Origin of the sequence: Marinobacter vinifirmus, assembly GCF_002258215.1 — a bacterium.
GTDB lineage: Bacteria > Pseudomonadota > Gammaproteobacteria > Pseudomonadales > Oleiphilaceae > Marinobacter > Marinobacter vinifirmus.
In genome coordinates, this window is the sequence record NZ_NEFY01000029.1 from 1 (window position 1) to 18,472 (window position 18,472).

25 protein-coding genes and 1 pseudogene are annotated in these 18,472 nt (G+C 56.1%); 19 read left to right on the top strand and 7 right to left on the bottom strand.

Annotated features, from left to right (window positions below; translation table 11 throughout):
* A pseudogene (locus B9Q17_RS16630) lies at nt 1-209 on the bottom strand (transposase); the annotation flags it as partial.
* Between the two features lie 145 nt (nt 210-354).
* Here B9Q17_RS16630 and B9Q17_RS16635 point away from each other — a divergent pair.
* The 4 genes from B9Q17_RS16635 to B9Q17_RS18220 all read left to right on the top strand — a co-directional run bounded on the left by B9Q17_RS16635 (nt 355) and on the right by B9Q17_RS18220 (nt 1,529).
* Nucleotides 355-708: a type II toxin-antitoxin system RelE/ParE family toxin gene (locus tag B9Q17_RS16635; RefSeq protein WP_094626060.1), complete on the top strand. Its 354-nt coding sequence runs from the start codon at nt 355-357 to the stop codon at nt 706-708.
* A 1-nt stretch (nt 709) separates the two neighbouring features.
* Nucleotides 710-1,012, top strand: a complete 303-nt coding sequence (locus tag B9Q17_RS16640) for a type II toxin-antitoxin system RelB family anti-toxin (RefSeq protein ID WP_011786117.1) — start codon at nt 710-712, stop codon at nt 1,010-1,012.
* A 65-nt stretch (nt 1,013-1,077) separates the two neighbouring features.
* On the top strand, nt 1,078-1,254 hold the full coding sequence (locus B9Q17_RS16645) for a type II toxin-antitoxin system RelE/ParE family toxin (RefSeq protein ID WP_094626061.1): 177 nt from the start codon (nt 1,078-1,080) through the stop codon (nt 1,252-1,254).
* An 86-nt stretch (nt 1,255-1,340) separates the two neighbouring features.
* Nucleotides 1,341-1,529 (top strand): DUF4124 domain-containing protein, encoded by a 189-nt coding sequence (locus B9Q17_RS18220; RefSeq protein WP_167373048.1) that lies wholly within the window; start codon nt 1,341-1,343, stop codon nt 1,527-1,529.
* Nucleotides 1,530-1,630: 101 nt separating this feature from the next.
* Here B9Q17_RS18220 and ppnP read toward each other — a convergent pair whose 3' ends face one another.
* Entirely contained in the window at nt 1,631-1,912 is a 282-nt protein-coding gene (ppnP, locus tag B9Q17_RS16655) for a pyrimidine/purine nucleoside phosphorylase (RefSeq protein ID WP_094626063.1), read from the bottom strand.
* 80 nt (nt 1,913-1,992) lie between these two features.
* On the opposite strand from ppnP, the gene B9Q17_RS16660 reads away from it, so the two are divergent.
* The 5 genes from B9Q17_RS16660 to B9Q17_RS16680 all read left to right on the top strand — a co-directional run bounded on the left by B9Q17_RS16660 (nt 1,993) and on the right by B9Q17_RS16680 (nt 4,101).
* Entirely contained in the window at nt 1,993-2,598 is a 606-nt protein-coding gene (locus B9Q17_RS16660; protein WP_094626079.1) for an alpha-ketoglutarate-dependent dioxygenase AlkB family protein, read from the top strand.
* 197 nt (nt 2,599-2,795) lie between these two features.
* Nucleotides 2,796-3,041 carry a type II toxin-antitoxin system CcdA family antitoxin gene (locus tag B9Q17_RS16665; protein WP_094626064.1) on the top strand — a complete coding sequence of 82 codons (246 nt, stop codon included), beginning with the start codon at nt 2,796-2,798 and terminating at the stop codon, nt 3,039-3,041.
* Complete coding sequence (locus B9Q17_RS16670) at nt 3,041-3,340, top strand: CcdB family protein (protein WP_022987711.1); 300 nt, start codon at nt 3,041-3,043, stop codon at nt 3,338-3,340. The genes B9Q17_RS16665 and B9Q17_RS16670 overlap by 1 nt, the downstream gene beginning before the upstream one ends.
* 165 nt (nt 3,341-3,505) lie before the next feature.
* Complete coding sequence (locus B9Q17_RS16675; protein WP_094626065.1) at nt 3,506-3,805, top strand: type II toxin-antitoxin system RelE/ParE family toxin; 300 nt, start codon at nt 3,506-3,508, stop codon at nt 3,803-3,805.
* Complete coding sequence (locus tag B9Q17_RS16680) at nt 3,802-4,101, top strand: addiction module antidote protein (protein WP_094626066.1); 300 nt, start codon at nt 3,802-3,804, stop codon at nt 4,099-4,101. Before B9Q17_RS16675 ends, B9Q17_RS16680 begins: the two co-directional genes overlap by 4 nt.
* A gap of 229 nt (nt 4,102-4,330) precedes the next feature.
* Here B9Q17_RS16680 and B9Q17_RS16685 read toward each other — a convergent pair whose 3' ends face one another.
* The 3 genes from B9Q17_RS16685 to B9Q17_RS16695 all read right to left on the bottom strand — a co-directional run bounded on the left by B9Q17_RS16685 (nt 4,331) and on the right by B9Q17_RS16695 (nt 6,976).
* Entirely contained in the window at nt 4,331-4,969 is a 639-nt protein-coding gene (locus B9Q17_RS16685) for a c-type cytochrome (protein ID WP_244177420.1), read from the bottom strand.
* A 146-nt stretch (nt 4,970-5,115) separates the two neighbouring features.
* Nucleotides 5,116-6,444: a DUF2135 domain-containing protein gene (locus B9Q17_RS16690; protein ID WP_208618803.1), complete on the bottom strand. Its 1,329-nt coding sequence runs from the start codon at nt 6,442-6,444 to the stop codon at nt 5,116-5,118.
* Complete coding sequence (locus tag B9Q17_RS16695) at nt 6,437-6,976, bottom strand: hypothetical protein (protein WP_154707664.1); 540 nt, start codon at nt 6,974-6,976, stop codon at nt 6,437-6,439. The genes B9Q17_RS16690 and B9Q17_RS16695 overlap by 8 nt, the downstream gene beginning before the upstream one ends.
* 183 nt (nt 6,977-7,159) lie before the next feature.
* Here B9Q17_RS16695 and B9Q17_RS16700 point away from each other — a divergent pair, with 183 nt between their 5' ends.
* A complete protein-coding gene (locus B9Q17_RS16700; protein ID WP_094626069.1) occupies nt 7,160-8,521 on the top strand; it encodes an MBL fold metallo-hydrolase in 1,362 nt (453 codons plus the stop codon).
* Between the two features lie 26 nt (nt 8,522-8,547).
* On the opposite strand, the gene B9Q17_RS16705 is transcribed toward B9Q17_RS16700, so the two are convergent.
* Complete coding sequence (locus B9Q17_RS16705) at nt 8,548-8,748, bottom strand: hypothetical protein (RefSeq protein WP_094626070.1); 201 nt, start codon at nt 8,746-8,748, stop codon at nt 8,548-8,550.
* A 7-nt stretch (nt 8,749-8,755) separates the two neighbouring features.
* A complete protein-coding gene (locus tag B9Q17_RS16710) occupies nt 8,756-9,427 on the bottom strand; it encodes a transposase (RefSeq protein ID WP_244177421.1) in 672 nt (223 codons plus the stop codon).
* A 200-nt stretch (nt 9,428-9,627) separates the two neighbouring features.
* Here B9Q17_RS16710 and cysQ point away from each other — a divergent pair, with 200 nt between their 5' ends.
* The 9 genes from cysQ to rfbB form a co-directional block, all read left to right on the top strand.
* Nucleotides 9,628-10,395 carry a 3'(2'),5'-bisphosphate nucleotidase CysQ gene (cysQ, locus tag B9Q17_RS16715; RefSeq protein WP_094626071.1) on the top strand — a complete coding sequence of 256 codons (768 nt, stop codon included), beginning with the start codon at nt 9,628-9,630 and terminating at the stop codon, nt 10,393-10,395.
* 78 nt (nt 10,396-10,473) lie between these two features.
* On the top strand, nt 10,474-10,674 hold the full coding sequence (locus B9Q17_RS16720; protein ID WP_094626072.1) for a hypothetical protein: 201 nt from the start codon (nt 10,474-10,476) through the stop codon (nt 10,672-10,674).
* Nucleotides 10,665-11,003, top strand: a complete 339-nt coding sequence (locus B9Q17_RS16725) for a type II toxin-antitoxin system PemK/MazF family toxin (RefSeq protein ID WP_094626073.1) — start codon at nt 10,665-10,667, stop codon at nt 11,001-11,003. The genes B9Q17_RS16720 and B9Q17_RS16725 overlap by 10 nt, the downstream gene beginning before the upstream one ends.
* A gap of 150 nt (nt 11,004-11,153) precedes the next feature.
* On the top strand, nt 11,154-11,633 hold the full coding sequence (gene rfaH / locus B9Q17_RS16730) for a transcription/translation regulatory transformer protein RfaH (RefSeq protein ID WP_094626074.1): 480 nt from the start codon (nt 11,154-11,156) through the stop codon (nt 11,631-11,633).
* 285 nt (nt 11,634-11,918) lie between these two features.
* The gene (locus B9Q17_RS16735) at nt 11,919-13,415 is read left to right on the top strand and encodes a capsule assembly Wzi family protein (protein ID WP_094626075.1); all 1,497 of its coding nucleotides are present in this window, start codon (nt 11,919-11,921) and stop codon (nt 13,413-13,415) included.
* Nucleotides 13,416-13,505: 90 nt separating this feature from the next.
* Entirely contained in the window at nt 13,506-14,624 is a 1,119-nt protein-coding gene (locus tag B9Q17_RS16740) for a polysaccharide export protein (RefSeq protein WP_094626081.1), read from the top strand.
* Nucleotides 14,625-14,632: 8 nt separating this feature from the next.
* Nucleotides 14,633-15,067, top strand: a complete 435-nt coding sequence (locus B9Q17_RS16745) for a low molecular weight protein-tyrosine-phosphatase (RefSeq protein ID WP_094626076.1) — start codon at nt 14,633-14,635, stop codon at nt 15,065-15,067.
* Nucleotides 15,068-15,082: 15 nt separating this feature from the next.
* A complete protein-coding gene (locus tag B9Q17_RS16750) occupies nt 15,083-17,284 on the top strand; it encodes a polysaccharide biosynthesis tyrosine autokinase (RefSeq protein ID WP_094626077.1) in 2,202 nt (733 codons plus the stop codon).
* A 166-nt stretch (nt 17,285-17,450) separates the two neighbouring features.
* Nucleotides 17,451-18,472 (top strand): dTDP-glucose 4,6-dehydratase (gene rfbB, locus B9Q17_RS16755; protein ID WP_094626078.1); only part of this gene is annotated, 1,022 nt, incomplete at its 3' end.

The window sequence follows — 18,472 nt, forward strand, 5'->3', positions numbered from 1 at the left end:
TTCGACATCACCGCATAAGCGGCAACATCTACCGCGAACACAGATGCCAGAAGCCGGATTCGCTCTTCAATCCAGCCCCGCCGGTGCTCATAACAGCGCCCGGTTGCGCGGTCCTGCCCGCACAGGAATGTGCGGCGCACGCAGCGTGAGATTACGTGGTAGAAGGGGGTATCTGAAACGCTGACCAGTTCTGCTCTGGCTTTGGGCATGGTGGGGTCCTTGTCTTCCGTGACTGTTGACAGTGTTTGATTCTTGTACAAGTATACAGCTGTATAAATATACAGCAAGGGAGGGTGGTCTGGATGTGTATAAATTGCAATGAATATAGCTTTAAGGCTATAGTTAGGGGCGGCTATGTGGGAAATTGAAACAACTTGTCGGTTCGATGATTGGTACTTTTCACTTGGCGAGGTGGATAGGGAAAATGTTCTGGCGGCAATACTCGTTTTAAGAGAGAAAGGCCCAATGTTATCCCGGCCACACGCCGACAGCGTTTATGGATCTGTGCACAGCAATATGAAAGAGTTGCGGGTGCAAAGTAAAGGCAGGCCCATTCGGGCATTCTTTGCATTCGATCCTGCCCGTACAGGCATAATTCTCTGTGCTGGTGAGAAGACAGGTAAAGACAAACGGTTTTATGATGAAATGATTCCAGTGGCAGATCGAGAATTTACCGCCCATTTGGAAATGCTCAAGGGAGGAATCTGATATGGCAAGTTCTTTGGACACACTGCTGGCTAACGAAAAGCCGGAAGTTGTCAGGCAGGCGCAGCTAAAGGCAGATCGCATACTTATGGAGATTCGTCTCAGCGAGGTGCGTGCATTATTGCAGAAAACCCAGAAGGATATGGCGGAGGCCATGGGTGTGACCCAGCCTACGATTGCGAATATGGAAAAGGCCGGTAAAGACTTGAAGCTATCATCTATTAAGCGATACGTGGAGAGTGCGGGAGCGAAAGTCCGTTTGGATATTGAGCTTCCTGATGGGACTCATCTGGCCATTCCTCTGTAAAAGCACTGGCTGATTTCCGTGCGCGTCATGCAATCGTCTGCAATCGTGGACAGGCACTTGTGAGCATGGCAGCTGAGCGTAAGTTGATACTGCTGCAAGCAGCTTCAGAGCTGGATGATCTGAAATCCCCACCTGGTAACCGGCTTGAAGCCTTGAACGGTGGCCGGGAAGGCCAGCACAGTATTCGCATTAACCGGCAGTGGCGGATGTGCTTTCGATGGCCTGGACAGGCACTAGCCTGACCAAGCACTCCACCAACCATCTTTTACACTCTTTCACCAAAACCCCTCCAGATTTGCGCTATGGTAATCGTAAAAAGGAGGTTAGCATGCTCAAAAGGACGCTGCTTTTAATTAGTCTTTCCATTCCCGCACTCGGCCACACTGCAGCTTACCAATGCAAGACCAACGGCCAGACGGTGTTTTCAGACCAGCCGTGCGGCGAAGATGCCCGGCGCATTCAGGTTAAAGCCCCGGCACGTATTGGCGGAGGCTCAATGCTTGGCAAGAGTGGCTAGGAATTTCTCGATCACAGGGACCGGAAAAGTGAGGTCGAAAGCATAGACCGGAGTATCGAGCGCCTGACCCGCCAAATGTACCGGGGGTCTGACCCCGCAGCTTACTCGTAAGTGCAGAAGTAAGCCGTATCCACCTCAGCCTTCACCTTAAAACTGGTATTCGCGGCCACCTCAAAAGCCTTTCGGGCATCGTATCGAACCCAGCTCTCACTGCCCGGCAGCTGAACCGTCAGCGCGCCACTGACAACCGTCATCACTTCCTTTTGGCTGGTACCGAACTCATACTCACCCGGGCTGATGACGCCCACGGTGGCAGGTAGTGTCTCGCCCTGGAAGGCGATGGATTTTACTTTGCCGTCGAAGTACTCGTTTACACTCAGCATGGCCGTGATTCCTTATAAATTGGGCGGCTAATATACTGCAAGATCCCGTGGACAGGCACTTGTTAATTAACGAGGGCATTATGGACCTCTTTGACCAATTCACCCCGCCAGGAAACCTTCTGCCCTACGATGGCGATGTCCGCTATTACGGGGTAGTGATGGGGCACGGGCAGACAGATGATTTCTTCCGGCGTTTGCTGGAGGAAATCCCCTGGGCCCACGACGAGCTGGTGATGTTCGGCCGGCCCGTGGTCACTCGCCGTAAGGTGGCCTGGTATGGCGACCGGCCGTTTACTTATACCTATTCAAGGGCCACCAAGCAGGCGCTGCCCTGGGTTCCGGTGCTGGCGGAGTTGAAAGCGCTGGTCGAGCAGTGCAGTGGCGAGCCCTATAACTCCTGCCTGCTCAATCTTTATCATAGCGGTGAGGAGGCAATGGGTTGGCACAGTGATGACGAGCCCGAGCTGAAAAAGCACGGCGCAATCGCTTCGGTGAGCCTCGGGGCGCCGCGGCGGTTTGTCTTCCGGCACAAGCAGAGCAAGGATCAAATAAAGCTAATGCTGGAACACGGTAGCCTGCTGGAGATGAAGGGAAGTACCCAGGCCTTCTGGCAGCACAGCCTCCCGGCGACGAAGACGGTGCAATCGCCGCGGATTAATCTGACATTTCGGGCTATGGTGGCATAGCGGGGTCAGACCCCCGATACATTTCGCTTTGCCAAATGTACCGGGCTGTGGGGCTTCACGCGTTAATCATGGGTAGGCACTCGCTTGGACACTAGCCTGACCCGGTCATCGACAGGCTCCAGGCGTTGCCTGTGCCCTGTTGATGCCTAAGAACCATGCGCATATACTGATTCAAATACTGTTCGAGGGGGCATGCCATGCGAACTACTGAAGTTGCGAAATCCGTACGTAAACCGACGAATCTGTCGCTGGATAGTGCTCTTCTTAAAGAGGCAAAATCCCTTGGAATCAATGTCTCGCGGTCTGCAGAGGCAGGAATTGCGGAAGCAGTCAGACTTCATAGGCAGAATAAGTGGCTTAACGAAAACGCCAAGGCACTTGAAAGCTCGAATGCCTATGTTGAAGCCAACGGCTTGCCTCTTGCACGACATCGGCAGTTCTGATGTCCCGTTTCGATATTTTTGAAAATGAAGAAGGGGCAGGGTACCTGCTGGATGTACAGTCCGACCTTCTCAGTGGCTTGAACACACGAGTAGTCGTGCCGTTACTGCCCAAATCGTCGGCGCCATTCCCTGCGCAGAGGCTCAATCCGGTGTTCAGCATCAACGGCATGGAAGTCGTCATGGCTACTCAATATATAGCCGCTGTACCGGAAACTGAGTTGCGCTTTTGCTCCGGTAGCCTTGCTGAGCTGCAGGATGAGATTGTCGCAGCACTGGATATGCTGTTTTTGGGCTTTTGATTCCACCCCACCAAATGTACCGGGGGTCTGACCCCCACCCCAAAGCTTGTCATGGACACGTGAGCTTGTAACTCCCCCCCCCCTTGGACAGGCACTAGCCCCCCATTCTCTGTTGTCCATTTCTTTTGCCTTGCATTGTTGTAGTTTAAGAACTACAGTTAACTTATGCTAGAAATCAAGCAAACGGACACTTATCGAAAGTGGGAGCGCAAACTCCGTGACCAGCGTGGCAAGGCGTTGATTGCAGCGCGTATATTTCGGTTGGCCAATGGGTTGGCAGGGGATGTAAAGCCAGTAGGGCAGGGTGTCTGCGAGCTGCGCATTCATCATGGCCCTGGGTATCGGGTCTACTTCAAGCAGCGTGGGAACGAGGTCATTATCCTGCTTTGCGGTGGAGATAAAGATACCCAGCAAAGTGATATCAACACTGCGCTGCAACTGGCATCAGAATGGGAGGCGTTATGAGCGACAAGATCTACGATTACGATCCGGCAGCGGCGCTGGATAGTGAGGACGCGATTGCGGTTTTTCTCGCCGATGCCCTGGAGACCGGTGATACGGCTTACATCGCCAAAGCCATGGGTGTGGTGGCTCGGGCGAAGGGGATGACAGAACTGGCCCGTGAAACGGGGCTTTCCCGTGAACAGCTGTATCGATCATTTAGCGAACAGGGCAACCCCACCCTGAAAACCATGCTCGCAGTGACCCGCGCCCTGGGTGTGGACTTGACGGCTCGTCCTCATCGGGAGCCGGCAGCGTGAAAGTTAGGGTCTAAGCAAGCTGATCATGGACAGGCACTTGTTAATTAACGGGCACTTGTTAATTAACGAGGGCACTATGGACCTCTTCGACCAATTCACCCCGCCAGAAAACCTGCTGCCCTGTGATGGCGATGTCCGCTATCACGGCGTAGTGATGGGGCAAGGGCAGGCGGGTGATTTCTTCCTTCCACCCCACGAAATGCGCGTGGGTCTGACCCCCGGCCCAAAATCACAAAGTCGTCAAAAACGCCGCCAGCTCCTCAACATCCCCGGCCGTCAACGGCGCGGCAATGCCAATCATCGGTGAGCTCTGCGCCGCCGGGTCCATCTCTTTGAAGCGCTTCAGGGCGATCTTGATGTATTCCGACGGTTGGCCAGCCAGGCGCGGCATATCGCGGAAGTCTTCGGCCTCTTTGCCATGGCAGGCAGAGCACTTCGCCTGAAACTTGGCGCGGCCAGCGTCGATCAGATCGGGAGCAGGGCTGGTGCGGGGCTTGGCTTGTTGCAGGGAGTAGTACACAGCAATGTTGATGCGCTCTTCCACGGTGAGGGTTTGCGCCAGCTTGCTCATCACGTAGTCTTCACGCACGCCGTTGCCGAACTTCTCGAATTGCTCGAACAGGTAAAGCGGGTGCTGGTCGGCCAGATTCGGAATGTAGTCACGCCTGCTGTTGCCGTCTTTCCCGTGGCAAGAGCCGCAAAACAGGATGCGCTCCTTGCCCGCAGCATAGGCGGCATCGCGCCGGGAATCATCGGCCATAATCGATTCCAGCTCACTCAGAGCTTGGTGAACCGATTGGGAAAACGCCACCGGCGCAGCCATCATTCCGGCTACCAACAAGCCACCCGTACACAACTTCCGCAGCATCTCGCACCCTGCCATCTGAAAATTGTGCCAAGAATATAGACATACCCGCAGGCCATTCTTGCTAAAGATCAATAAAATCCAACTTGGGGTCAGACCCCCGATACACTTTGCCGGGCAAAATGTACGGGGCTGACCTGCTTCGTTGATTATCTGATGGAAACCTCGAGCTCGCCGGATTCGTTGTCTTCTGTTACTTCTACGTCAAACATCATGTGCGAGGGAGCATCGCCGGTGGGTTCGCCAAGCGTTACGCTTCTGGTGCCCAGAGCGCCGTCTTTAAAGGAGGCAATCTGCAGTGTCGCTGTTCTGCCATCTGCGCGACTGTAATTGGCGATGCCAACCTGGTAAGTACCGGTTTGCAGGGTTTCTGCTTTACAAGATGCGAAATAGTGTTCGGGGCCATTGGCTGTGGTGTTATCAACATCCAGGTAGCCGGATTGTCCGCTCATGGTCTGATAGAAGACATGGGAACCGCCGGGTTCATACACGTGCAGGTCGACATCGCCAGTACCGTTCCAGGTCAGTGTGGCGGTAAAGAACCCTGTCTCGGCTTCTGCCGGCATCTCTGGTGGTTGCACAGCTGCCAGTTCATTCTCGATATCTCCCACAACTGCGGCACCAATATTCAGTGCAGGGTTAAGGTAAATCTCCAGAAGCCCGTGCCCCAGGATGTCTGTTTCACCATTCAGGCCCGCCGGGCGATCCAGATAGGCTGGGATAATGTCAGTTATGTCCTGCACACCTCCGGTAGCCCGAAGGGCGTTGATGACAAGGTCTTTGTCCGCGAGGCGATGCGGCCCGTTGGCTATGGGTGTCGCTGGTGCAATATGTACCAGTTTCAATGATTCGGCATCGGTTTGAGATGCAGCATAATCATAAGCGGAATTGGCAAAGAGGTTCCCTTGTGAATGAGCGACCATCACTATCTGTTTACCCTCAACTATCCAGGTATCAAGACGTGATTGATGCTCTGCGTAGTTGTTGAGAGTTGGCGGATTGTCTGCCAGTGAAGTCAGTGATTCCACGATAGATGCACGGTACCAGTCCAGGAAGTCATCGCGAATCTGGGGCAGGGTGGTTGCCAGTTGCCCCAGCTTCTCCCACCAGGTGCCGCCACCGTTGATGAGTTCCAGTGCGAGCTCGAAGCGGCCGTGAAGTATCTGCTCCTGCTCGAGAACCCGTTGCTGGAAAGTTTCTACGAAATCTTCGAGGCCGTTGGTGTGGTTATACATGACCTCGTAGCGAATGTTCTCGCCGTCGGCTCGCTCGTTGCCATGAATACGGCGAAACTCATTCAGCGCACGATGAGCTTCGGCGCTAGTGGTCTGCACCCCATTAAAAAATGCAAAGATAATTCCCGAATCCCGGCAAAGATTCCTTGTTTCAACAGCTTGTGCCCATGCCTGAATAGGCATTGCTGCTACCAGCAAGATGGCCATTCCAACGCTGACAAACTTCCGTGTTTGCTTATTCACAACTGTTTCCCTCCGGCAGCGACCAGGATGAACCATCCAGCGCTTTGTTGAACTCCATGTACTGTTTCAATCGTTCTTCTGTGTTGAATGTAACGGCTTCCAGGTTCCGGGACACGACAGCCGGTTCCGCGCCAGAGTTGGCATCACCAAATACCTCGTAAATACAGGCAGTGGCGCGAGAGATCAGCTGGTTGGTTTGGCGAACGGCCGTGGGGTTTGTAAGGTCTGTACTCAGCACCGACTGATTTGCTTTTGCCGCCTGGTTAGCCGCGGCAACCTGTTCGGTGTCGGAGAACTGGAGGGAAATGTATTCGTCGATATCATCACGAATGCCATTAGTGTCGGTGTCCGTACCGGGCAGTGATGCACTTCGATCGAGTTTGGGTATTTCTCCGGAGTCCTCAAGGGATTGCAGTGTAACTGCAGGGGGTGTTTCCGGTGGTTGAGAGGCGGATTTCGAGGTGTCGCTGTCGTTATCTCCACATGCGACAAGCGCCAGTGCCAACGGCAGGCACAGCAGTTCCTTCTTCATGTTCAGCTCCATTGAAATGTCAGGGTCGTCATTGAACCCGGCGTGATTGTATACATAACGTTACAATCTTATCAATTCGGGGTCAGACCCAAATGCATTTCACCCCGCAAAATGTTTTTGGGTTTGACCCCGCTTAGGGGGTAAGCTGGAAATATCATTCGACAGACAAGGACATACACGCCTATGAAACTTCGCTTCCTTGGTGGTACTGGCACCGTAACCGGCTCCCGTTATTTGCTTTCAGATGACTCCCATCGCTTGTTGGTCGACTGCGGTATGTATCAGGGCGTGAAAACTCTGCGGCGGCGGAACTGGGCGAAGTTTCCGGTGGATCCTTCCAGCATTGATGCGGTGGTGCTCACCCATGGGCACATTGACCATTCCGGCTACCTGCCGGCGCTGGTGAAGAACGGGTTCAAGGGCAAGATTTACTGCACTAAGGCCACCCATGAGCTGTGCAAGGTGTTGCTGCCGGATGCGGGTTTCCTGCAGGAAGAAGACGCCAAGTACGCGTTCCGGAAGAAGTTTTCCAAGCACGAGCACCCGGAGCCGCTGTTTACCGAGAAGGATGCCTGGGAAGCGCTCAAGCACTTCGAATCCTTGCATTACCACGAGAAATTCGAGCCGGTGAAAGGCTTTGAAGTTACCTTCACTCCAGCCGGGCATATTCTGGGCTCGTCTTGCGTGCATGTTCACCACAAAGGCGCGGACCGTACCGTGGTGTTCAGTGGCGATGTGGGCCGGCAGGATGACATCATCATGCGCCCGCCGGAGCCGTTACAGAAGGCGGATGTGCTGGTGTGCGAATCCACCTACGGCGATCGCACCCATGGAGAGTCTGATCCGGAGCGGGATCTGACGGAGATTATCACCAAGACGGCCGGGCGTGGTGGTATCACGCTGATGCCTGCGTTCGCTGTCGGCCGTGCGCAGATGTTGCTATATGTGGTGCACAAACTGATGGGCGAGGGAAAAATTCCCAAACTGCCGGTGTATCTGAACAGCCCCATGGCCATCAAAGCCACGGAAATCTTCATCAAGCACCATAAAGAGCACAAGCTGAACCATGCCCAGTGCGAACTGATCGATGATAAAACCCAGTTCGTGCGCACGGTGGAAGAATCCATCGAGCTGGATGCCGCCCGCTACCCCTGCATCATCATCTCTGCCAGCGGCATGGCCAGCGGCGGTCGTGTGCTGCATCACCTGAAAACCCTGTTGCCGAACCCGCGCAACAGTGTCGTCTTCGCCGGCTTCCAGGCCCCCGGTACCCGTGGTGATGCCCTGGTAAACGGCGCCGAAGATGTCAAAATCCACGGTGAATACTGGCCCGTGAAGGCTGAAATCCACAACCTGAACTCCATGAGCGCCCACGGCGACTACAACGAAATCCTGGCCTGGCTGGAGCAGGGTCACCTGAAACCCGAGCGCGTGTACGTTACCCACGGCGAAATGCTCTCCAGCGATACCATGCGCAAGCGCATCACGGAGAAATTTGGTTGGCATGCGGAGGTGCCGGAGTTGTTTGAGGAAGTGGAGATCTGAACCCGGCTTCGCCGCCTGCCGTATTCTCAAGCCACCTCGGAAAGTTGCTTCTCCAGACTTTCCGGCAGCGTAATGCGGACAAACAACTGCTCGGGGAAGAGGTAATCTTCCCCGGATTCATCGATCACCCGCAGCATCCCAACGGCTTTCGCCTGTGGGTCATCGATGAGTTCATAGAGCTTACGCGGCTCAAGAGATGCCTCGTACCAGTGCACTTCCGCTTCCATAGCCTAATCAAATCCAGGAAACCCGCTCCCGCCGAAACCCCACCGGCGCCGTCCCGGTACCCGCAGCATCCCCATACCGCTCCTTCATCCGCTTCTGGAAATCCTCAGAACCCAGCGCCAGCCCGGCAATCGCGGAATATCGAATCTGGTCTTCCACCGCCTCCGCCATCGGGCTGGCGACAAAATTGCGATAACTCACCAGCCGCTGATCGGCATCCGGCTGCAATTCCAGGTAACAAGGGTGGGGCACATGAAAGCGCGAGCCGCTGCCGTAGGCATGGCAGAGGTAGCTGGACCACTGGTATTCGCCGGCGTAATCCACCATGCCCGCCTTCACCGGGTTCAGTTCAATGTAGCGCTGGCATTGCAGGAAATACTCCTCGGTATCCACCAGGCAAGACTTGAAGCGCCCCTCCCACAAGCCGCCGGTGCGCTCGTACCGGGCGTTGTAATACTGCGCGTAAGACTGCCCGATCGACTTCATAAAAGCCGACAGCCCGTCATCAGTCTTCGGCGTTACCAGCAGGTGGGTGTGGTTGGTCATGAACACCCACGCGTGGATATCTACCTCGAACTTCTCCTGGTAGCGCGTGAGGTACATCGAATAGGTGGCGAAATCAGACAAATCCTGAAAACAAACCTGCCGGTTATTGCCCCGCTGAATCACATGCTGGGGCATCCCGGCCGGACAAATCCTTGGTCGGCGGGGCATCACACATTCCTTGTGGATTAATTTGAAAGCGCAACAATCTGCCCCACCTGCGCCAAAATTTCAACCCCGGGTCAGACCCAGAATACATTTCACCCCGCAAAATGTACTGGGGGTCTGACCCCCAAAGTTTGTTAACATGGGGGAAAACGGTCAGGCAGGATGCAATCATGCACTACAGCTCCATACTTCCGGATGTGATCAGGCTGGCGGATGAGGCCAGTGAGAAGGTGCTTCATATCTACGAGTCCGATTTCAAGGTGCGGTATAAGGAAGACAACTCGCCGATTACCGCGGCGGACGAGGCAGCTCACGAGGTTATCTTTAAGGGCCTGCGCAACATCAGCCGGGACATTCCGATTCTTTCGGAAGAAGGGGCAGAAATTCCCTGGGAAGAGCGCAAAAGCTGGCGCCGGTTCTGGCTGATCGACCCGATTGACGGCACCAAGGATTTCACCCAGCGCAGCGGCGAATTCACCGTGAATATCGCCATGATCGAAGACGGCGTGCCGGTGATGGGCGTGGTTACGGCACCTGCTCTGAAAGAAGCCTTCTGGGGGATCAAAGGCGAAGGCGCCCACATGCGCGACCGCACTGGTCGGGTACACAGAATCCGCGTGGCGGAACCTCGGGAAACCCTGCGGGTAGTCGCCAGCAAAAATCACCTGAACGACGAAACCCGCGCCTTCATCGACACACTCGGCCCCCACGAAACCGTGCAGGCCGGCAGCTCCCTGAAATTCTGCCGCATCGCCGAGGGCCATGCCGACATCTACCCGCGTATGGGCCCCACGAGTGAATGGGATACTGCTGCGGCACATGCCATTCTTCTCGCGGCTGGTGGGCAGGTGCAGACGGTGGATGGTAAGCCATTGGTGTATGGCAAAGAGGATATTTTGAATCCGCACTTTATTGCGGCCGGCGGGTGGTATTTTTAACGAGCGGGTCAGACCCCCGGTACATTTTGCCTCGGCAAATGTATCGGGGGTCTGACCCCGGATAACGGGGCAGAAGTTATGTACGCAATTGAGTTTGAAGCCCAGATCAAAGACGGAGTGGTCAAGATTCCCGAACAGTACGCGCGGTTAATGAATGCGCACGCTCGGGTAGTTGTGCTTATAGATAATGCCGACCAGGAAAAGAAAGCGATGTCTGAGCATTCTGCGAGCACCATTGATGAGTGGAAGGATCCACAAGAGGACGAGGTATGGACATAAAGCCCGGCGATGTCGTGCTTTGCGAGTTTTACTTTTCAGACTTTCAAAAGAGCAAGCGCCGGCCGGTAGTGGTGTTGAAAGATAACTTGCCCTTTGATGATTTCGTAGGAATCCCGGTAAGCAGCAAGATTGAGAAGCTTAATTCTGACGAGTCTTTGCTGGAGTCTTCTGATATCAGAGAAGGCACATTGCCGAAGACCTCCAAGGTGATGGTAAGAAAAACCTTCGTGATATCCAAGGCTGTGGTGCAGAAGAAGTATGGTGAGCTGACAGAATCCCGCTTCCAGCAGCTGCATGGGGATTTTTGCCGCTACTTTGGCTGTTGCTGAGTTTGGATGACAGGCGCTGGCAGAAGGGTGGGGTCGGGCCACGTAGGGCCCGACCCCTTTGTAGCCTGAAAGTATTAAAGCGGGTCAGACCCCCGGTACATTTTGCCTTGGCAAATGTACCGGGGGTCTGACCCCGGATTGGGGAGTTGGATGACCTGGTACGCGTTACAACATAAGCCTGCGCAGGGCGATCGGGCGGTTCAGCATTTGCAGAACCAGGATGTTGCCTGTTTCTACCCGAAGATTGAGGTGGAGAGGGTGAAGGGCGGCAAGCGGGCGAAGCGGTTGGAGCCTTTGTTTCCGGGGTATGTGTTTGTGAACCTGGAGCAGGACAACCCGATGTGGGCGAAGCTGCGGTGTACCCGGGGGGTGATCCGGGTGGTGAGTTTTGCCAACAAGCCGGCGGCGATTGCGGATGAGGTGATTGATCACATCAAGGCCAGCATGGATAAGGTGGCGGAGCAGGGTGGTATCAAGCCCGGGCAGGCGGTGGAGCTGGATGATGGGCCGTTTAAGGGCATCGGGGCGATTTTTCAGGCTTATGATGGGGAAGAGCGGGCGATTGTTTTGATTTCGTTTATGCAGAAGCAGCAGCGGGTTAGTGTGCCGGTTTCGGCGATTCGGCCTTAGGTGGTGATGGGCGCTGGGTTGTGTAGGGAGTCTGACCCGTAGGGTCAGACCCCTTTGTCAGATTCCTTCGCAGATTCCGGTTTGCAAATTTTTACATTGTTTTTGCGGTGTAAGTCCTTGATTTTGCATCATTGGCCTAAGGTGTCACTTGTTTGTAACACCGGAACCCGTAGAATTGCGCAGGTTTTCGAGTAATTCCTCATAACCCTGACAAGGAGTCAGTTGGGAAATCTTCCCTCCGGCGCAGCCGCTGCCTCTTTGTCCAAACGTTGAACAAGTCTTCGTATGCCCTCAAAACACTGGACCCTGGTCGGTGGGGCGGTAGCGTGCCTGACGGCGCTTTGTCATACCGCGACTACCCACGCAGCCCCCTGGATTGAACCCGGCGACAGCCGTGCGCGTTTTGCCCTGCAGAAGCTGGCGGACCGTGGCCATTTCGACCGTACGGTATCCACCTGGCCGGTGATGTGGAGCACGGTGGCGCAAGACATCAACCCCAGCGTTACCTCAGACCCAACCGCCACCGCAGGCGCCATGGCCTACCTGAATGCCGAAGAACAGGCGCAGTTCCGCACCGGCACCAAAACCGAACTCACCCTGGCGGGCAGTACCGAGCAGCCCCTGGTTCAAGGCTTCGGCAACGCGCGGCAGGAAGAAGGGCAGGCCACACTGGACTGGCAATGGCAGGGCGAACACTTTGCCATCGGCCTGTCACCCACCGTAGTGGCCAATCCCACCGACGACGAACAATACCGCTACGACGGCAGCTACCTGGCCGGCACTCTCGGTAACTGGGTATTGGGCGCTGGCGCTATCGACCGCTGGTGGGGCCCGGGCTGGCAGTCCAGCCTGATTCTGTCCAACAACGCCCGGCCCATGCCCGCCGTATGGCTCAACCGCAAGCGGGACCTGGCACCAAACTCCAAATGGCTCAGCTGGATCGGCCCCTGGAACCTCACCGTGTTCGCCGGCCAGTATCAGGACAAGCGCACCATCGACAACGCCAAACTCATCGGCATGCGCTTCACCTTCCGCCCGGTACAAGGGCTGGATATCGGCCTGTCCCGCGCCATCATGTTTGGAGGAGAAGGGCGGCCAGAAAACAGCTCCGCCCTGTGGGACGCCCTCATCGGCCGCGACAACAGTCAGGATGGTGCAGAGAACGACCCCGGCAACCAGCTCGGCAGCATAGACATCCGCTATGGTTTCGCCCTGGGCCACCAATCCATGGGCCTGTACACCCAAATGATGGGTGAAGACGAAGCCGGCGCCTTCCCGGCCCGCAAATCCTGGCTGCTGGGCACAGACTGGACTACCGGCCTGTTCAACACAGACCAGCAATGGTTCCTGGAATACAGCAACACCACCGCCGATGACTTCCTGGGCGATGCCATGCCCAACGTCACCTACGAACACTTCCAGTACCGCACCGGTTACCGGCACCACGGCCGCAACCTGGCCAACAGCTTCGAAGGCGATGCCGAAACCCTCACCCTGGGCGCGCACCAGTTCTTCGACAACGGCAACAACCTCTCGCTAACCCTCAGCTACGCCGAATTTAACAGCGATGGCCAGGTACGCGCGCAAATGCCAGACCCAGACGTGCGCTACTTCATCCCCGCTACCAACCAGAAAACCGGCATCGTCAACCTGGGCTACGGCACCGCCTTGTTCAATGGCCGGCTGGACCTCAACCTGCGGGGCACCGAAAAGAAAATCCAGCTGGCAGACACAGAGCTGGATCAATGGTCCGCCAGTGCCAGCTGGCGCTACCGTTTCTGACCAACGCCTGAAACCTGACTAATGCAACAAACCCTGAATCCGGCTATCATCACCGGCCTGATAACCAAAAAATATCCCGGCATTTCAATTATGGTATTGCGTACACTCGTCACCCTGGCCGCCTTGCTGGCCCTCTCCGGCTGCGCCTTTGCACCCGGCTCGCACATCAACACCAGCGGCTGGAACCCGGATTACCAAAGCCCACCGGAAGAAGACTTCAGCCACCTGGTACAAGTAAAACGCATAGGCCCAGACACCCTGCGCAACGCCATCGTGGCCGATGTACCGCCACCGGCGCCGGACCTGGTTCGTGAAGACAGCGACTACCAATACAAAATCGGCATTGGCGATGTGCTGCAAGTGACCGTATGGGACCACCCGGAACTCACCATACCTGCCGGCTCCAACCGCAGTTCGCAGGAATCCGGCAACGTGGTTAACGAAAACGGCACCATCTATTACCCCTACATCGGCTACGTGCAAGTGGCCGGCCTGACCACCCAGGAAGTGCGTGAAGAAGTCGCCAGCCGCCTGGCCCGCTACATTGAAGCTCCGCAGGTGGATATCTCTGTAGCAGGCTTTCGCAGCCAGCGGATTTATGTAACAGGCGCCGTTGATGAGCCTGGTGTGTACCCGCTTACTAACGTGCCCACCCGTTTGGTTGATGCCATTAGTCAGGCTGGTGGGTTGGAAGAGGGGGCGGACTGGCGCAACGTAACCCTCACCCGGGACGGCAAAGATTACCGCCTGTCGCTCAAGGCTATCTACGAAGTCGGCAACAAGCTTCATAACGTACTGTTGCAGCAGGGGGATGTAATTAACGTGCCTCTGGGCAACGATCAAAAGGTGTTCATACTTGGCGAAGTGCGAAGCAGTGGAACCCAGGCCATGGGCCGAAATGGGCTGACGCTCGCAGAAGCAATTTCCAACGTCGGCGGCCTTAACGGGCAGTCAAACGCAACGGGCGTATTCGTTGTCAGGCGTGCTGAAACCGCTGATCCAGATAGCGAGCACCTTATTGATATGTACCAGCTGAACCTGAAGGACGCAGCCGCCCTGGTGCTGGCAGACGGCTTTACTCTGCAGAACCGTGACATGGTATACGTAACCGCTGCCCCTGTCGCACGCTGGAACCGTGTGGTTTCCCTGTTAGTGCCGTCATTCAGTGCCCTGTTCCTGGCTGATCGCGCTACGAACTTGCTTGAGTAACCCGCAGGATGTTTAGCCGCATACTCGTACTCTGCACCGGCAACATCTGCCGCAGCCCGGTGGCCGAAGCCATGCTCAAAGGCGGCCTACCGGGTAAAGCGGTCGAATCCGCCGGCCTTGGCGCACTGGTAGACCACCCAACAGACCCAAACGCCGCCGAACTGGCCCAGCAAGCCGGCCTGGACGTAAGCCAGCACAAAGCCCGCCAGGCTACTACCGCCATGTTCAGAAATGCAGACCTCATACTGGTGATGAGCGAAGGCCAGAAAGCCCGGGTAGCAGAGCTGGACCCAACCGCCTCCGGCAAAACCATGCTTATAGGCCACTGGCTACCGGGCCGGCCAGACATCCCGGACCCCTACAAAAAAAGCCGCGAAGCCTTCGCCCACGTACACCAATTACTCGAAGAAGCCGTCACCGCCTGGCTTCCCCGATTGAAATAACACCAAGAGCCACGAATGACCCAAGCAAACAATACCGCAGCAACCAACCGGCAAGACAACGACGAAATCGACATCGGCTTTCTGCTGGGCAGCCTGTGGGACCACAAAATCTTCATAATTGTCCTGACCGCGATTTTTGCTGTGGCGGGGCTTGTCTACGCCACTCTTGCAACACCCATTTATCAGGCAGATGCTTTAGTACAAGTTGAAAAGCGCTCGGGCACCATTGGGGGGGCGAATGTTGGTAACCTGCTTGGTAACCAAGAGCCGAGTACCAGCACCGAAGTCGAAATCCTCCGCTCCCGCATGATTTTGGGGCAGGTGGTTGATCAAACGGACCTGGATGTGCAGATTACTCCCAATACCTGGCCGGTGATTGGTGAATGGCTGTTGCGCCGGGGCATGCAGCGCCCGGGCTTTGCCGAAGGCAGCGACACCGTGTGGGCGGGTGAAACCCTAAGTATTCGCGAGCTGGTAGCCAGCCACGACAGCAACACTCTGCAACTCACCCTGCGCTCGGAAGGACAGGGCAGCTACACCGTGCTGGATGCCCAAGGTAACGAACTGGGTAAGGGGCGTGTTAACCAGAAACTCACGATTGAAAACCCGTGGCTGGAATTGACCGTTAACGAACTCACCGCCCCGGCCGGCGCCACTTATACCGTTATTAAGAGAAGTCATCTTAGCGCCATCGGGGGCTTGCAGGGTCGGCTAGAAGTGCAGTCTCGTGGCGAAACTGGCATATTGAGGCTCAACATAACCGGCCCAGACCGGAGTGAGCTTGTTGAGAGCCTCAACGCCACTACCAATGTTTTCCTCACGCAGAACATTGCCCGCCAGGCAGCGGCGGCAGACAAGAGCCTCGAGTTTCTGGAAGAGCAAGCTCCAAAGTTACGGGAGCAGCTCACGGCAGCGGAAGACCGCCTGAACGAATACCGCTTGCAAAGCGACAGCATAGACCTCAGCTTTGAAACCCAGAACGCCCTGAACGGTTTGGTGAGTATCGAGTCGAGCCTGAACCAGCTCCAGCTGCAAGAAACCGAACTGGCCCGGCGCTTTACCCCCAACCACCCGGTATACCGCTCCCTGCTGGAAAAGAAAGAACAGCTGCTGCGCGAAAAAGCCCGCCTGGAAGAACGCACCGGCAACCTGCCGGAAACCCAGCAGCAAATCTTGCGCCTGAGCCGCGATGTAAAAGTTACCCAGGAAATCTACGTGCAACTGCTCAACCGCATGCAGGAACTGCGCCTGGCCCGGGCCGGCACCGTGGGCAACGTACGCATACTCGACGACGCCGTAGTGCAAGGCCAGGTAGCCCCCAAACGTAACCTGATCGTTGCCGTAGCCGGCATGAGCGGCCTGTTGCTGGCCATGATCATCGTGCTGCTGCGTGCCGCCTTTAACCGGGGCATTGTATCGCCGGAACAGCTGGAAGAACTGGACCTGCCGGTATATGCCACCGTTCCGCTTTCGGAGGAAGAGAACCGCCGCAACACCAAAGGCAAGAATGCCGGCAAGCGCAAAGGTAAATCCAAAGGCGGATTGCTGGCCGTACGCAACCCCGCTGACCTGTCCATAGAAGCCATCCGCGGCCTGCGTACCTCCCTGCACTTCGCCATGATGGAAGGCAGCAACAACCGCCTGGTCATCACCGGCCCCAGCCCCGCCATCGGTAAAAGCTTTATGTCGGCCAACCTGGCCGCCATTTGTGCCCAGGCTGGCCAAAAGGTAGTGGTAGTCGACGGCGATATGCGCAAAGGCCACGTACACGAAGCCTTCAAACAGGATTCCCACAACGGCCTTTCGGAAGTACTCTCCGGCAAACTGGAATTCGCACAAGCCGTCAAAACATCCGAAGTAGAAGGCCTGAGCTTGGTAAGTCGAGGCAGCGCCCCACCCAACCCCTCAGAACTGCTCATGCAGGCCAGGTTCACCGAATTCCTGGATTACCTGAGTGAACACTTCGACCTGGTAATCATAGACACCCCGCCGATCCTCGCGGTAACAGACGCCGCCATCATCGGCAAACAATGCGGCACCACCCTGATGGTAGTGCGCTTCGGGCAAAACACCCCGAAAGAAATCCAGATAGCCGAAAACCGCCTGGCCACCGGGGGCGTTACCCTCAAAGGCACCATCCTGAACGCCATGGAAAAGAAAGCGGCGACCAGTTATGGGTATTACGGCTACTACAACTACTCCTACAAATCCGAGTAAGCCGGCTACAAAGGGGTCTGACCCTACGAGGTCAGACCCCCACCAAAGCCCGGACACTCACTGACGCTCACGGACAAAAGCTGAAGGCTACAAGGGGGTCTGACCCTACGCGGTCAGACCCCCACCAAAGCTAGCGACAAACTCAACACCCGAGTACAGCACCAAAATGAAACTCCTAGTCACCGGCGGCGCCGGCTTCATAGGCTCTGCCGTCATCCGCCACATCATCACCCACACCAACGATGAAGTGGTCAACCTCGACAAACTCACCTACGCCGGCAACCTCGAAAGCCTGGCGGCGGTTAGCGACAACCAGCGCTACAGCTTCGAACAAGTAGACATCTGCAACCGCGCCGAAGTGGATCGCGTATTGGCCGAACACCAACCAGACGCCATCATGCACCTGGCCGCTGAAAGCCACGTAGACCGCTCCATAGACGGCCCGGCAGACTTCATCGAAACCAACATCGTAGGCACCTACACCCTGCTGGAAGCCACCCGCCAATACTGGCAGGCGCTGGAAGCCGAAAAGAAAGCCAACTTCCGTTTCCACCACATCAGCACAGACGAAGTCTACGGCGACCTCCCGCACCCAAGCGACACACCCAACGCGGAAGAGCGCCTGTTCACTGAACAAACCGCCTACGCCCCAAGCAGTCCATATAGCGCCAGCAAAGCCAGTTCAGACCACCTGGTAAGAGCCTGGCAGCGCACCTACGGCCTGCCGGCACTGGTGACCAACTGCAGCAACAACTACGGCCCCTACCACTTCCCGGAGAAGCTCATCCCGTTGATGATCCTCAACGCCCTGGAAGGTAAGCCGCTTCCGGTCTACGGCAAAGGCGACCAGGTCCGTGACTGGCTCTATGTTGAAGACCACGCAAGAGCCCTCTACATAGTCGTCACCGAAGGCCAGCCCGGCGAAACCTACAACATCGGCGGCCACAACGAAAAACAGAACATCGAAGTAGTGCACACCCTCTGCGACATCCTCCAGCAACTTCGCCCGCAGGAACGCAGCTACCGGGACTTAATCACCAACGTAAAAGATCGCCCCGGCCACGACATGCGCTACGCCATAGACGCTAGCAAAATCCAGAAAGAACTCGGCTGGGCGCCCGAAGAAACCTTCGAAACCGGCATCCGCAAAACCGTCCAGTGGTACCTCGACAACCTCGACTGGTGCCA

What these genes read in the sequence shown, in the direction of transcription:
- B9Q17_RS16635 (WP_094626060.1), top strand. Translation starts at nt 355, where the DNA reads ATGTGGGAAATTGAAACAACTTGTCGGTTCGATGATTGGTACTTTTCA.
- B9Q17_RS16640 (WP_011786117.1), top strand. Translation starts at nt 710, where the DNA reads ATGGCAAGTTCTTTGGACACACTGCTGGCTAACGAAAAGCCGGAAGTT.
- B9Q17_RS16645 (WP_094626061.1), top strand. Translation starts at nt 1,078, where the DNA reads ATGGCAGCTGAGCGTAAGTTGATACTGCTGCAAGCAGCTTCAGAGCTG.
- B9Q17_RS18220 (WP_167373048.1), top strand. Translation starts at nt 1,341, where the DNA reads ATGCTCAAAAGGACGCTGCTTTTAATTAGTCTTTCCATTCCCGCACTC.
- ppnP (WP_094626063.1), bottom strand. Translation starts at nt 1,912, where the DNA reads ATGCTGAGTGTAAACGAGTACTTCGACGGCAAAGTAAAATCCATCGCC.
- B9Q17_RS16660 (WP_094626079.1), top strand. Translation starts at nt 1,993, where the DNA reads ATGGACCTCTTTGACCAATTCACCCCGCCAGGAAACCTTCTGCCCTAC.
- B9Q17_RS16665 (WP_094626064.1), top strand. Translation starts at nt 2,796, where the DNA reads ATGCGAACTACTGAAGTTGCGAAATCCGTACGTAAACCGACGAATCTG.
- B9Q17_RS16670 (WP_022987711.1), top strand. Translation starts at nt 3,041, where the DNA reads ATGTCCCGTTTCGATATTTTTGAAAATGAAGAAGGGGCAGGGTACCTG.
- B9Q17_RS16675 (WP_094626065.1), top strand. Translation starts at nt 3,506, where the DNA reads ATGCTAGAAATCAAGCAAACGGACACTTATCGAAAGTGGGAGCGCAAA.
- B9Q17_RS16680 (WP_094626066.1), top strand. Translation starts at nt 3,802, where the DNA reads ATGAGCGACAAGATCTACGATTACGATCCGGCAGCGGCGCTGGATAGT.
- B9Q17_RS16685 (WP_244177420.1), bottom strand. Translation starts at nt 4,969, where the DNA reads ATGCTGCGGAAGTTGTGTACGGGTGGCTTGTTGGTAGCCGGAATGATG.
- B9Q17_RS16695 (WP_154707664.1), bottom strand. Translation starts at nt 6,976, where the DNA reads ATGAAGAAGGAACTGCTGTGCCTGCCGTTGGCACTGGCGCTTGTCGCA.
- B9Q17_RS16700 (WP_094626069.1), top strand. Translation starts at nt 7,160, where the DNA reads ATGAAACTTCGCTTCCTTGGTGGTACTGGCACCGTAACCGGCTCCCGT.
- B9Q17_RS16705 (WP_094626070.1), bottom strand. Translation starts at nt 8,748, where the DNA reads ATGGAAGCGGAAGTGCACTGGTACGAGGCATCTCTTGAGCCGCGTAAG.
- B9Q17_RS16710 (WP_244177421.1), bottom strand. Translation starts at nt 9,427, where the DNA reads ATGCCCCAGCATGTGATTCAGCGGGGCAATAACCGGCAGGTTTGTTTT.
- cysQ (WP_094626071.1), top strand. Translation starts at nt 9,628, where the DNA reads ATGCACTACAGCTCCATACTTCCGGATGTGATCAGGCTGGCGGATGAG.
- B9Q17_RS16720 (WP_094626072.1), top strand. Translation starts at nt 10,474, where the DNA reads ATGTACGCAATTGAGTTTGAAGCCCAGATCAAAGACGGAGTGGTCAAG.
- B9Q17_RS16725 (WP_094626073.1), top strand. Translation starts at nt 10,665, where the DNA reads ATGGACATAAAGCCCGGCGATGTCGTGCTTTGCGAGTTTTACTTTTCA.
- rfaH (WP_094626074.1), top strand. Translation starts at nt 11,154, where the DNA reads ATGACCTGGTACGCGTTACAACATAAGCCTGCGCAGGGCGATCGGGCG.
- B9Q17_RS16735 (WP_094626075.1), top strand. Translation starts at nt 11,919, where the DNA reads ATGCCCTCAAAACACTGGACCCTGGTCGGTGGGGCGGTAGCGTGCCTG.
- B9Q17_RS16740 (WP_094626081.1), top strand. Translation starts at nt 13,506, where the DNA reads ATGGTATTGCGTACACTCGTCACCCTGGCCGCCTTGCTGGCCCTCTCC.
- B9Q17_RS16745 (WP_094626076.1), top strand. Translation starts at nt 14,633, where the DNA reads ATGTTTAGCCGCATACTCGTACTCTGCACCGGCAACATCTGCCGCAGC.
- B9Q17_RS16750 (WP_094626077.1), top strand. Translation starts at nt 15,083, where the DNA reads ATGACCCAAGCAAACAATACCGCAGCAACCAACCGGCAAGACAACGAC.